The organism is Rhizobium sp. C4, assembly GCF_021026315.1.
GTDB lineage: Bacteria > Pseudomonadota > Alphaproteobacteria > Rhizobiales > Rhizobiaceae > Ensifer_A.
Window position 1 is genome coordinate 1 of the sequence record NZ_JAJNCX010000026.1, and the last position, 13201, is coordinate 13201.

The window sequence follows — 13201 nt, forward strand, 5'->3', positions numbered from 1 at the left end:
ACGTTCTCGCCAACATTGCCGACACGCCGATCGGCAGGCTAGAGCAACTCCTTCCCTGGAACTGGACACCCCACACGTTGAGTGCTCAGGCGGCCTGAACCGCGGCCTTCGCCGGATGCTTACCATCAAAACAGCATCAGAGAATCAGAACAAAACTGATTTGGGAATCCCAACAGATTCATAAAAACGCTGAATAGCGCTAGTCCTGAAAAGCGCTGGCAAGGAAAGTAGTATCGTCTCTTGTACCTAAGGAAGGGGAACGACATAGTGCTTCTTGAACTACCTCTGCACGGCGAACCAAGTATTCGCCATATTCGGGGTGTGTGAAGATGAAGAATTCACCAGTCTGAATAGCCGCCACCACAGAATTTCCCACCACTGCAGGATCCAGTCCCGCTGGTTTCGATGCCATTCTACCGTTCGAGGCGGGATCAAAGGCACGCCCGGTGCGTCGCGACGTATTTTGGGCGATCGGGGTATCGACCAATCCTGGGCAGAGCACTGAAACTCCGATCCGTGTGTTCCGCAATTCCAAGGCCAAGGTCTCGGAAATTCCCAAGACAGCATATTTCGAAGCAACGTAGTCACCAGCCCCGTCTAGGGCAAAAAACGACAAGACCGAGCCGGTGTTTACGATATGGCAGTCAGACTGGCGCTGGCGCATTGAGGGTAGGATGCTCCTAATGCCGTTGATCACGCCGCGCGCGTTCACGTCGAAGACGAATGTCCAATCGCGATCTGACAATTGGTCGAGCGGCTTGCGCGCTGTCCCGACGCCTGCATTGTTGCAGAGAATGTCGACCGGGCCGAACACATCCTCAACCTTGGCGCGTGCGGCTTCCCACGATTGCTGCGATGCCACATCCAGTTCGACGGAAATCGCGCGCATCTCCTGATTAACGAGTGAGGACACGACATCGTCGGCTGCGTTCTCATCGATGTCGGCAATCACGACCCTGGCGCCCCTCCGTGCGAGGGAAGTACCGATTGCACGTCCTATGCCCGACGCGCCGCCCGTGATCAGCGCTACTTTATCGACAATCTCCAACTGATCCCTCCGTCAAGCTGCGATAGTGCCGCCGTCAACCAGATAAACTCCGCCCGTGCAGAAGCTTGCTTCGTCGCTTAGCAGGAACGCCGCCAATGCTGCAGCCTCCTCGACACGGCCATAACGGCCAAGAGGAATCCGAGTGTTCCTTGTCTGCGCAGTGGCCACCATCCCCGCTTGCGCCATCTGCTCATCGATAGATCCGATCATCCTGGTCTCGATTGGTGCGGGATTTAGAAGGTTCACGCGGATCCCCGAGGACGAACCCTCGACCGCGGCCGTCTTGGCGAGACCGATTACTGCATGCTTGCTGGTGGCATACGCGCCCCATCCGGGTGCGGCCCGCAATCCCCCGACGGACGATGTCACCAAGATACTTCCTCCTCCTTTCTGCGACATATGCGGCATGATGGCGGCGAGCCCCAGCCAGACACCGCGCACATTAACTGCCAGCACGTGATCGAGGGTATCGACAGATTGGTCGACGATCCTTCCGTATTTGCCCTCGATACCAGCATTTAAGAAAGCAACATCAATGCGACCGAAAACGGAGAGCGTTTCCTCGACATATCGGCGTGCATCAGCCTCCTTGCTCACGTCGGCAGCAACATATCGCGCGGAACCGCCCAGCCGTTCAGCGGCGTCTCGTGCGCGGGTTCCGTCGACGTCCACTATCATTACGTTACCACCTTCGGCCACCAAGCGGGCAGCCACCGCCTCGCCGATACCGGCGGCTCCGCCGGTAACAAGACAGGCCTTTCCCTTAAACCTCGTCATGAAAATACCTCTCTTTCGCAAGCGAACTTCATCGACAATCTAAGCGATCGCCCAGAAGCGGATATCACCCCACGGTCGGCGGTGGTCATCCCTCGCCAGACGCTGGCGCTGAATGGGTGCCGCGCAGCCGCGACCGTCCGATCGACATCCTGTCCATTGCCAGCGGAGATCGTCGAGAACACACGGCCGCTCGCCGCATTGTAGAAGTCTATGGTTTTGCCGAACGTCGCTTCGCACCAACGTCCTCCTATCCACAGACCATGCGTCACAGGGACCTCCTGCTGGTTTTCCAGCGCCTTATTCCTATCGTTCATCGGCGCAACCATGCCGCTTCTCCACCCGGCCCGAAATTATCTTCATATATGAACTACTCTTCGACAGGTAGAAATGCTATTATCGTGCAATAAGCGTGTCAACACCCCTTCAGGTGCTGTAGGCATGTCATGAGTTTCATCGACAATCGGAGGAATGCGATGCAGGGATGGGTGTTGGTAAAGAACGATGCTCCGTTAGTGTGCATGGAGATAGAGGATCGACCCCTGAAGGGCGGTGAGGTGCGGCTGAGGGTAACGCATTGCGGCGTATGCCATTCGGATCTTCACGTGTGTCGAGGCTGGTACGACCTTGGCGGCGGAAGAGCGCTTTCGCTGGCGGATCGTGGTATCACTCTGCCGCGTGCACTTGGACATGAAGTGTTGGGTCGTGTCGTGGAACTGGGGCCAGAGGTCCACGGTGCGGAGATCGGCGATGTGCGGATTGTCTATCCGTGGATCGGTTGCGGGCACTGTAAGATGTGCAGACGCGGCGACGAAAACCTCTGCGACAATATGCGCACGATCGGCATCAAAGAGCATGGCGGCTTCGCCAGTCAGATTATCGTGCCCGATGCACGTTACCTCGTTGATCCGGGTCGCATCGATCCCGCCTGGGCTGCGACACTCGCGTGCTCAGGACTAACCGTATATTCGGCAGCCGCTAAAATTATGCCGCTCGAGCCGGACGACGCAGTCCTCCTAATCGGGTGCGGCGGTCTCGGTTTGGCGGCGATAGCCATGCTTCGCGCCAAAGGCCATCACAATATCGTGGCCACCGACATAGATGATGACAAGCTGCAGGCTGCATTGGAGGCGGGTGCCAGAGCAGTCGTTGATTCAAGAATGCCCGATGTGCGGGAAGCGCTTATTAGAAGTGCAGACGGCCCCTTTGCCGCGGCGCTGGATTTTGTGAATTCACCGGTGACCGCTAAGCTCGGATTGGAATGCCTGGCCAAGAACGGCAAGCTTGTTCTTGTCGGAGTAGGCAATGGCGAGATTCCGCTATCGTTGCCGAGCATGGTGTTCAGTGGCAAGACGATTCGCGGCACTAATTCAGGAACGCTTCAGGAACTCCGCGGGGTGGTCGAATTGGCAAATAGCGGCGAACTCAATCCGGTTCCGATCACCCTAATGGACAAATCCTTGACAAACGAGGCGATGTCGATGCTGCACGATGGCAAGGTAGTGGGACGACTAGTTCTCGTCTAACTCGTCCAATTCATGATGGGGCTTTCTCCCAATCTATGGGCGCAGCCTCCATCTCGCTTGCGTTCCCCGACTATCTTGCGCCAGGTGTCGCCCTGGTTTGACCGAAGCGCAAAAAGCAGCGGTCGATTCAGCGCGCCTATGGCTGGAATATCAGTCGGCAAACGCGGCAGGATTACAGTCAATCATGTTTCCGACACAAAAGTCAGATTCCCGGCAAGTCTTTGGAAAAAAAGAAAAAAGCGAGCCCAGCGGACGTCGCCCCTGCATGTTGTGGATCCCGGCAGGGTAACGGGACGCTGCCGGCAAACAATGCCAGCACTCGCGCGAAGTGCCTACAGAAATCCAGACAAAGATTTCCGCTTGACTATCATGTTTCGCTTGTTACATTTGTGAAATTGTTTTCGACAGGCTGAAACTTATCGCTTTCCGTCTGGAAGAAAATCGAAGAAGACGGTCGATCCGGTCGTTTACAAAAGACTACCTGGGGAGGAGAGAGACAATGAAATTGAAGCGTTTTTCAATAGCCTGTGGCATCTGCGTGATTGCGTCGCTCGCGTTGTTTTCGACATCAAGGGCACAGGAGCCGTTCAAGATCGGTCATCTGACAGATCTGTCGGGCGTGAACGTTGACATTTCCGGGCCAGCTACAACAGAGGCGATGCGCTTCGCTGTTGACGATTTCGGGGGCAAGGTGCTCGGCCGTCCGATCGAGATCATCGCGGGGGACCATCTAAACAAACCAGACGTGGGTGTTGGCCTGGCGCGCAAGTGGTATGACGGGGGTGTCAGCGCTATCTTCGACGTAGGTGTCACCAGCGTGGCGCTAGGTATCCAGGCGCTTGCGAAAGATAAAAATAAGGCGGTGATCTACATCTCCACCGGCAGCGCCGATATTACCGGCAAGAATTGCAGTCCGAACGGAATCCACTGGACATATAACAGTTACGCTGATGCGGTCGGTGCTGTAACCGAAGCGCTCGCGCATGGGGGGGACACCTGGTATTTTCTCACCGTAGACTATGCATATGGCGACAACCTGCAACGAGATGCCACTAAGATAATCGAGAAAGCCGGCGGCAAAGTTATCGGATCCACCCGCCACCCCATCGATGCCACCGACTTCTCCTCGGACCTTCTCAAGGCGCAAAGCTCGGGCGCTAAAGTGATCGGACTGGCCACCATCACAAACATCGGCACGAACATCGTCAAACAAAGCGAGGAATTCGGTATTCGTCCGAACCAAACGATTGCTCTGATGTCCGTCGACATACAGGACATTAAGGCGCTTGGACTGAAGACGGCTCAGGGCCTTATCGACACATCGTCCTACTATTGGAATTCGAGCGACGAAAGCCGTGCGTTCGCCGAGCGTTTCAAGAGGAAGACGGGCAAGATGCCCAACCAGATGCAGGCTTCGGCCTATGGTGCAGTACTGCACTATCTCAAGGCCGTCGAGGCCGTAGGAAGCGATGACGCTCTCAAGGTTATCGCTAAGATGAAGGACATCCCGATCAACGATTTCATGACCAAGAACGGAACCATCCGCCCCGATGGCCGGGTTATGAGGGATATGCTTGTCCTGCAAGCGAAGAAGCCTGAAGAGTCCACTGGCGATTGGGATCTATTCAGCGTTCTGCGAACGATCCCGGCAAAGGACGCATTCGCGCCTGCAGACCCGTCCGTGTGCCCTCTGGCCAAGTAGGTCGCGCCGGAACCTGACAACGTATCGTTAAGGAGCTGTGAGGGCGTTGCCCGTACAGTCAGGAGGCTTGAATGAACGACTACATCCTCGAAGCGACAGACCTCGTCAAGGAGTTCGCCGGCTTCTGTGCCGTCGACAAAGCAAGCCTTTCGATAAAGCGCGGGTCGATCCATGCGCTTATCGGTCCGAACGGAGCCGGCAAGACAACTTGTTTCAGCTTGATCACAAAGTTCCTCACCCCGAGCAGTGGGCGGCTTGTGTTCAACGGTGAGGATATCACCAACGCGCAGCCTGCCGCGGTGGCGCGGATGGGGATGGTTCGCAGCTTCCAGATCTCCGCGACTTTCGCGAGCATGACGTTGCTCGAGAATGTACGGCTGGCTCTGATGCGGCCGACCAAGGCGCCATACCGTTTCTGGCGTCCTGAAGCGTCGCTTCGTGGACTGGACGGGAGGGCGATGGAGTTGCTTGACCTTGTTGGTCTCGCCGGATCCGCTTCGATGCTGGCCAGCGAAATCTCCTATGGGCGCAAGCGTGCATTGGAGATCGCAACCACCGTCGCGTTGGACCCTCAGCTCCTGCTGCTCGACGAACCCACTTCCGGAATGGGGCACGAGGATATTCAGCCGATCATCAATCTCATTCGCAAAATCAGCAACAACTGCACCGTGCTGATGGTCGAGCACAACCTGAAGGTCGTTGCCGAATTGTCGGATCGCATATCCGTACTGACCCGCGGCAGAATCCTTACCGAAGGTACATATGCCGAAGTTTCGACAAACCCCGAGGTAATGTCGGCTTACCTCGGTCGCAGAGTGGAGGAGCGGGCAATTGGCTAACGCACCTCAAATAGCGGTTCGGGAGCTTCGCGCCAGCTATGGCCCTTCGCAGGCATTGTACGGAATGACCTTCGAAGTCGACAAAGGTGAGCTTGTGACGTTGCTTGGTCGAAACGGCGCTGGCAAAACTACAACGATGCGATCGATCATGGGGCTGATACCTCGATCGGGATCCATCAAAATCGCCGGAACAGAGGTAACTCAGATGCCGCCAGAGAAAATCGCGCGGCTGGGAATTGCGTACTGCCCGGAGGAGCGCGGGATCTTCTCCAGTCTTTCTGTCGAGGAGAACTTGCTCCTGCCGCCAATCTTGCATCCAGGCGGTCTCGCCACCGAGGAAATCTACGAACTCTTTCCGCGGCTGAAGGAGCGGCGTTCCAGCCAGGGCACTAAGCTTTCCGGTGGCGAGCAGCAGATGCTTGCTATCGCACGAATTCTCCGGACCGGGGCGAAATGTCTGCTGCTTGACGAGCCAACAGAAGGACTTGCTCCGGTAATCGTTGATCACATCGGGGACATCATAGCACAACTCAAGAAACGCGGATATACGATCCTGATGATCGAGCAAAGCTTCGACTTTGCCCTTCAACTCTCCGACAGACTGTACGTCGTTGAAAACGGCAAAATCGTCGCTGGCGCTATCGCAGAGCACGCGCGCCGCGATGCAAGCGAAATTCTTGCACTTCTCAGCGTCTAGTTCGCGACTCAGAACGTTGAACCGTCTCAACGCGACGGAACCTACAAGTCAGAATAAAAGCTGTTCATTCAGCTTAACCATTTCTCGGCAGGAACGTAACATGTTGAACATTCCGATCCAGACAATATTAGGCCAGCTTCTTCTTGGGCTGATCAACGGTGCATTCTATGCTCTGCTAAGCTTAGGTCTAGCAATTATCTTCGGATTACTTCGTGTTGTGAACTTCGCCCATGGCGCTCAATTTGCTTTGGGTGCCTTTGCCGCGCTCATCCTTTCACGTTATGCCGAAGTGCCCTACTGGGGCGCTCTCGTTCTAGCACCCGTCATCGTTGGCATATTCGGAGTTCTCTTCGAACGGCTGTTCTTGCGAAGACTTTACGACACAGAACCCACCTATCAGCTGCTGCTGACCTTCAGTCTGGGCTTGATGACCGAAGGCACACTGCGCGCGCTGTTCGGCTCTTCAGGCGTCCCCTACGCGAACCCGTTGATCGGCGGGATTAATCTGGGTTTCATGTTTCTTCCGTTCTATCGCGGCTGGGTCGTCGTTGTGTCGTTGGCAATCTGTGTCGGCACTTGGCTGGTCATTGAGAAATCCAAGCTAGGGTCATATCTCCGCGCGGCAACGGAGCGGCCTGATCTCCTACGAACTTTCGGCATCAACGTGCCTGTTATGGTGACGCTCACCTATGGCTGGGGGGTCGGATTGGCCGGTCTTGCCGGCGTTATGGCCGCCCCGATTTATCAGGTCAGTCCGAGCATGGGTTCTCATTTACTGATTGTCGTCTTCGCCGTCGTTGTCATCGGCGGAATGGGATCGCTTGGCGGCGCCATTCTCGCGGGTTTCGCTCTTGGGGTTCTGGAAGGCATCACGAAGCTCGTTTACCCGCCTGCATCGTCGACGGTGATTTTTGCTGTGATGGTCGCTGTGCTGTTGGTCAAGCCAGCCGGCGTCTTTGGTCGCGAGGTGGTATGATGCATATTTTTGCGCTGCGTCCCTCCTCGCTCATCTTGCTGGTTTTTCTTGGCGCAGGACTCTTGGCACCGCACTATGTCTACCCAGGATTCCTGATGAACCTGCTATGCTTCGCGCTGTTTGCGAGTGCCTACAATCTCTTGGTGGGCTATGTCGGGCTTCTTGCGTTCGGGCACGCAGTTTTCTTCGGAGGCGCGTCCTACGCAACAGGATACATGTTGCGCGATCTCGGCCTGACTCCCGAAGTCAGCATCCTCATCGGGGTGATTTTCGCGGCAGCCTTGGGACTCGTCATGGGGGTCACCTCTATTCGCCGACGTGGCATCTATTTCTCCATGATCACGCTCGCCCTTGCTCAAATGTTCTATTTCTTGTGCGCCCAATCGAGCGTTACCGGTGGCGAGAACGGTCTGACCGCAATCCCCCGCAGCCCCCTGTTCGGCATCTTCGACATCTCGAACGAGCTGACACTTTACTACCTGATCCTCGCGGTCGTCGCGGCTGCGATGTTCGTCATTTACCGGACCGTACATTCCCCATTCGGGCATGTATTGAAAGGCATCCGTGACAACGAGAACAGGATGATCTCGCTCGGGTACGATGTCGACCGCTTCAAGGTCATCGCCTTCACCTTGTCGGCGGCGCTTGCTGGATTGGCCGGTTCACTAAAGGCGATAGCGTTGCAACTCGTCACCCTGGTTGATGTTCACTGGAGCACGTCGGGCGAGGTCATCCTCATGGCTCTGATTGGGGGGATCGGCACTGCAGTCGGGCCGATAATTGGAGCGGGCGTGATTTTGACGCTTCAGAATTATCTAACGGGCTTTGCCGAGTGGGTGATCACCATCCAGGGCGCGATCTTTTTCCTCACCGTGCTTCTCTTCCGACGCGGCATCGCCGGAGAGGTCGAGCGGTTATTCAGGATGCGCCAGGCTCGAAGCGCCTCGTCGCAAAAGGACTTTACAACGAGCGTCGTCGAGTCAGGGCGGTCCACATAAGCAACGAACTCAGAAGATAAGAGGAGGTCCGTCGTCATGCCACTTCATCCGATCATGAGCGCATTGCTCGAAAGGTCCGCTGGCGCTCCGGCCATTTCGAGCGGCTCTCCCGAAGATGCCCGACGCAACATGGCAGTTGCCCGTGGCGCATTGGGAGCAGGACCAGAGCTCCACGCTGTTATCCCCGTCACTATACCGACGCGTAGCGGCTCCGTTCAAGGGCGATATTTTCTGCCAAGCCAGTCCCCATCCGGTTTGGTTTTGTACCTGCACGGCGGGGGCTGGGTAATTGGGGGGCTCGATGATTTCGACGCCTACTGCCGTGCGCTGGCCTCAGAGACTGGATACGGGATCCTGCTGGTCGATTATAGGCTAGCCCCCGAACATCCCTTCCCGGCTGCCGTTGAAGATTGCCAGGACACCTTGGCTGCATGTCTGAGCGGCAGCGTCGAAGGGGTTCGGTCGTTCTCTCCGCTCATCATTGCGGGCGACAGTGCGGGCGGCAATCTCGCTGCGGTTACCGTTCGCACATGCTCACTGCGAAAGCAGATCGCCGGTCAAATCCTTTCTTACCCGGTCACCGACTGCGATTTTGCCACGCAATCCTACTCGAACCACGGTGTGGGGCTGCCCCTTAGCGCCAGCGATATGCAATGGTTCTTCGGACATTACGCCTTAGACAACCAATGGGCGTTGCCGGACATCTCGATACTTCGCGCCGATGTCCCTACCGATACGCCTCCGACAACAATCATATCAGCAGAGTACGATGTGTTGCGTGACGAGGGAGAGGCCTATGCGGAAAAACTGGCGACTGCCGGCGTAATGGTTCGAAGTTGGCGGGTGGAAGGCGTAACGCACGGCTACATCCGGCTGTTCAACATATTCGAGATCGCTCGCACGGAACTGCAAAAGGTGAGCGCTGAGATCAAGCGGCTGGGCTCGCTCCCACGCCAACGGACGGCGCTGACCGAACCGGCATTGCGCGACTTGCGAGCCGGCGGTGACGCGCGCTGATTTTCTTCATTAATACAGATCAAAGTGAGGTATAGCATGAGCAACAAAAAACCTTCACTGGACGTTGCAGTCATCGGAGCAGGTTTCGCCGGGCTGTATATGCTGCACAAGCTTAGGGCCATGGGGTTCCGGACCAGGGTGTTCGAAGCTGCTGACGACGTTGGGGGAACTTGGTACTGGAACCGATATCCCGGCGCCCGGTGTGATGTTGAAAGCATGCAGTATTCCTATTCCTTTAGCGAAGACCTGCAGCAGGAGTGGACCTGGACGGAACGCTTCGCAACACAGCCGGAGATATTGCGGTACATTAATCACGTGGCGGACAGGTTCGGCTTGCGGTCTGATATCCAGTTCAAGACGCGCATCGACGCCGCGCGTTTTGACGAGGGAGGCAGCTTCTGGCGCTTGACCACCGGAGGAGGAGAATCCATCGACGCCAGTTACTGCATCATGGCGACGGGCTGTCTGTCAAATGCGAGGATTCCTGACTTGCGGGGTTTAGCAGATTTCCGCGGAGCCATCTTCCATACCGGTAGCTGGCCCCATGAGGGCGTCGACTTTGCAGGCAAACGTGTAGGGGTGATCGGAACGGGTTCGTCAGGTATCCAGGTGATACCCGAGATGGCCAAACAGGCCAAGCACCTCTATGTCTTTCAGCGGACGCCAAACTTCACAGTGCCTGCGCGCAATGCTCCGTTAACTCAATCCGAAGTAGCTAATTGGAAGGGGAATTACGCGGAGCACCGACGCTTTGCGCGTGAAGCCACGCGATCGGGCACGATCTACGATTTCGCGAAGACATCCGCGCTTCTGGCGTCGGAGGAAGAGAGAGCACACGAATATTCCGCCCGTTGGAAAAAGGGCGGAGCCAACTTCATGCATGCCTTCAATGACTTGCTTACGGATGAAAGGGCAAACGATACAGCAGCCGAATTCGTACGGGAGCGGATTCGCGAGATCGTCAAGGATCCGACCCTAGCCGAAGCGCTTTCGCCTCGCGATTATCCCATTTTTACAAAGCGTATCTGCGTGGACACAGACTACTACGAGACCTTTAACCGACCGAACGTCTCGTTGATCAACCTGCGGAAAACACCGATCGAAACGATTGTGGAAAATGGCGCGCGGACGGCGGAAAGCCTCATCGAACTCGACGCGATCATCTTTGCGACGGGCTTCGATGCGATCACCGGGGCACTCGACGCAATCGACATAAGCGGACGGGAAGGCAAGCAGTTGCGCGAAAAATGGCGGAGCGGCCCTCGCAGCTATCTTGGCCTAATGAGCGCCGGCTTTCCAAATTTGTTTACCGTAACCGGACCTGGAAGTCCCTCAGTATTAAGCAACGTGATTGTTTCGATCGAGCAGCATGTCGACTGGATCGCCGATTGCCTTGAGCACCTGCGGTCACGAAACCTTGCCTTCATCGAGCCCACGGTCTCCGCCGAAGATAGATGGGTTGAGCATGTAAACGAGGTTGCGAATTCGACACTCTACCCACGCGCCGCCTCGTGGTACATGGGCGCCAACATTCCCGGAAAAGCCCGGGTCTTCATGCCTTACATCGGCGTCGATAAGTATCGACAGATTTGTCGAGATGTCGTTTCGGCCGGCTACGATGGATTTATTCTGGCCCCAAACGCTTCGTCACTGCAGCCGTCAATGACGAACCCGCTTCAAATCGAAACCAACTTTGACTGAGTGAACGATTGTACAACCCTTGACTGCAATAAGAGTCCTAAATCTATCTAAGGTGTTAGCTGGACCTATGTTGCCTGCTCTTGAAAGCGGCCTTAACCTTCTTGAAATGTCAAACTTCTCGACCGAGCATAAGGAGGCCGCACCTGCGGCACGGAACGCCAGGTAGGTCCGTCTTCTCAGACAATTCCGTTTGGCGATTCACCGGCCTTTGTTCTTTGCGCACCACGTCGGCTTTAGATCTGTCAGCGGCGACCCTCCCTCCGGCAGTGGACGACTGGCTCACTGTTAGCGGTTGCGGCCGTCCACAAGCGCCGAAGTGAATTTTTCTCAAGGATGCCTCCGGACGTTTGATCAGACACATACCAGTTTCCTGATGCGTCTACGCTACTTGTCACACAAATGCGGAGGATTTCTCCATCTGGGAAAAGTGTCCCACCAGCGAATGAAGATGATCTGTGTATTCAGCCTCCTTTTTGCTCATGCGCTCCATCGGACCAGCAATCGCTACGCTGAGGGCCTCGCCCCCGAGTTTTATGCAGGCGGCCATTGCCATGACATCGGGTACGTTCTCACCGCGGGTGATGAAGAGGTTCTTCTGGCGGCCGACGCGAATATCTTCCATCAGCGCGTCGACCGTCACGATCGTCGACTCCGTCACCTTCTTGAGGCCCACTTTGCGAACGACCGTGAGTAGTTCTGGGTCTGAGAGTGTGCTAAGCATAGCCTTGCCGATTGCGCTGGAGTGGACTGGCTTAATATCGCCGGGTTTGGCCGAATAGCGGATGGAGCGGCTGCTCTCCATCACCTCCAGATACGTAATATAATCACCTTGCCGCTTGCCGAGGATGATCGTCTCGTCCGTCGCAGCAAGAAGCTTCCTCATTTCTGTCTGGAACAGGTCGATGATGGGATCGCTTTGGGCAATGAGTTCCGCAACGGCAAGAATACGCTTAGTGGGAAAGATGAGCTTCCGGTCGTCAAGCACATAGACATAGCCACGTTGGCGCAAAGTCTTCACCAACGCATGTGTGCTCGACGTAGGCGTTCCAAGCATGTTGGCCAGTTCAGTCAGCGACAATGGTCCCTGTACACGAGCAAACACTTCGAAAAAATCCAGCGTCCGCACAGCGGTTTTTACGTTATCCGGTGCCATTCAATCCTCCAAGTCGAGCTGACTCCATTTATTCCACCAGGCAAAACGTTTCAACATGCTGAATGGCATCGTCAACTTAACGGAATGTGGAATTTGATGTGGGAATGACGGGCCTTGACAGACCGTGATCCACTCTATCGCCTACATCGCTTTCCCGCTGACGTCATTGCCCACGCCGTGTGGCTCTATTTTCGTTTCCCTTTGAGCCTGCCCATGGTCGAAGACCTGCTGGCTTCCCGCGGAATCATTATCTCGCACCAAACCGGCCGGCTGTGGGCGGAGAAAATTTGGCCGCACCTTTGCCAACGAGATCCGTAGTTGATCATCCGGTCGGCTTGGGGACAAGTGGCACCTTGATGAGGCCGTTGTTTCAATCCGCGGCAAGAAGCATTGGCTGCGGTGCGCAGTTGATCAGGACGGCTTCGTGCTGGAGGTTCTCGTTCAAAGCCGCCGAAACTTGAAGGGTCAGGGACGGATACGCCGTGTGATCATCACCGATAAGCTGCGATCCTATGGCGCAGCAAGGCGAGAAATCATGCCGGATGTCGAACATCGCTCACACAAAGGGTTGAATAATCGGGCGGAGAATTCTCACCAGCCAGTCCGGCGGCGAGAACGGATCATGAAGCGCTTCAAATCGCAGCGACATCTACAACGCATCGTCTCTATCCACGATCCGATCGCCAACCTGTTTCACATCCCGCGCCACGACATAACCTCAAGCCATCATCGCGAACTGCGCGCGTAGACGATGAGCCTGTGGGCGAAAA

At 55.9% G+C, this 13201-nt stretch carries 12 protein-coding genes and 1 pseudogene; 9 read left to right on the plus strand and 4 right to left on the minus strand.

What is annotated here, in order from left to right; translation table 11 throughout:
* Positions 1-199 precede the first annotated feature (199 nt).
* The 3 genes from LQK84_RS24095 to LQK84_RS24105 are packed head-to-tail and all read right to left on the minus strand — an operon-like array spanning position 200 to position 2151.
* Entirely contained in the window at positions 200-1048 is an 849-nt protein-coding gene (locus tag LQK84_RS24095) for an SDR family oxidoreductase (RefSeq protein ID WP_230831343.1), read from the minus strand.
* A 12-nt stretch (positions 1049-1060) separates the two neighbouring features.
* Positions 1061-1825 (minus strand): SDR family NAD(P)-dependent oxidoreductase, encoded by a 765-nt coding sequence (locus LQK84_RS24100; protein WP_230831344.1) that lies wholly within the window; start codon positions 1823-1825, stop codon positions 1061-1063.
* Positions 1822-2151: a hypothetical protein gene (locus LQK84_RS24105; protein WP_230831345.1), complete on the minus strand. Its 330-nt coding sequence runs from the start codon at positions 2149-2151 to the stop codon at positions 1822-1824. Before LQK84_RS24105 ends, LQK84_RS24100 begins: the two co-directional genes overlap by 4 nt.
* Positions 2152-2268: 117 nt before the next feature.
* Here LQK84_RS24105 and LQK84_RS24110 point away from each other — a divergent pair, with 117 nt between their 5' ends.
* The 8 genes from LQK84_RS24110 (at position 2269) to LQK84_RS24145 (ending at position 11278) form a co-directional block, all read left to right on the plus strand.
* A complete protein-coding gene (locus LQK84_RS24110; RefSeq protein ID WP_230831346.1) occupies positions 2269-3348 on the plus strand; it encodes an alcohol dehydrogenase in 1080 nt (359 codons plus the stop codon).
* A 499-nt stretch (positions 3349-3847) separates the two neighbouring features.
* The gene (locus LQK84_RS24115) at positions 3848-5050 is read left to right on the plus strand and encodes an ABC transporter substrate-binding protein (protein ID WP_230831347.1); all 1203 of its coding nucleotides are present in this window, start codon (positions 3848-3850) and stop codon (positions 5048-5050) included.
* 71 nt (positions 5051-5121) lie between these two features.
* A complete protein-coding gene (locus LQK84_RS24120) occupies positions 5122-5889 on the plus strand; it encodes an ABC transporter ATP-binding protein (protein WP_230831348.1) in 768 nt (255 codons plus the stop codon).
* A 64-nt stretch (positions 5890-5953) separates the two neighbouring features.
* The gene (locus LQK84_RS24125; RefSeq protein ID WP_442967014.1) at positions 5954-6586 is read left to right on the plus strand and encodes an ABC transporter ATP-binding protein; all 633 of its coding nucleotides are present in this window, start codon (positions 5954-5956) and stop codon (positions 6584-6586) included.
* A 100-nt stretch (positions 6587-6686) separates the two neighbouring features.
* A complete protein-coding gene (locus LQK84_RS24130) occupies positions 6687-7562 on the plus strand; it encodes a branched-chain amino acid ABC transporter permease (protein ID WP_230831350.1) in 876 nt (291 codons plus the stop codon).
* Positions 7559-8560 carry a branched-chain amino acid ABC transporter permease gene (locus LQK84_RS24135; RefSeq protein ID WP_230831351.1) on the plus strand — a complete coding sequence of 334 codons (1002 nt, stop codon included), beginning with the start codon at positions 7559-7561 and terminating at the stop codon, positions 8558-8560. Before LQK84_RS24130 ends, LQK84_RS24135 begins: the two co-directional genes overlap by 4 nt.
* A 36-nt stretch (positions 8561-8596) precedes the next feature.
* The gene (locus LQK84_RS24140; protein ID WP_230831352.1) at positions 8597-9577 is read left to right on the plus strand and encodes an alpha/beta hydrolase; all 981 of its coding nucleotides are present in this window, start codon (positions 8597-8599) and stop codon (positions 9575-9577) included.
* 36 nt (positions 9578-9613) lie between these two features.
* On the plus strand, positions 9614-11278 hold the full coding sequence (locus LQK84_RS24145; RefSeq protein WP_230831353.1) for a flavin-containing monooxygenase: 1665 nt from the start codon (positions 9614-9616) through the stop codon (positions 11276-11278).
* Positions 11279-11669: 391 nt separating this feature from the next.
* Here the strand turns inward: LQK84_RS24145 and LQK84_RS24150 are convergent, their stop codons facing one another.
* A complete protein-coding gene (locus LQK84_RS24150; RefSeq protein ID WP_230831354.1) occupies positions 11670-12431 on the minus strand; it encodes an IclR family transcriptional regulator in 762 nt (253 codons plus the stop codon).
* 114 nt (positions 12432-12545) lie between these two features.
* Between LQK84_RS24150 and LQK84_RS24155 the strand changes: the two are divergent.
* A pseudogene (locus LQK84_RS24155) lies at positions 12546-13179 on the plus strand (IS6 family transposase).
* The last annotated feature ends 22 nt before the right edge of the window (positions 13180-13201 follow it).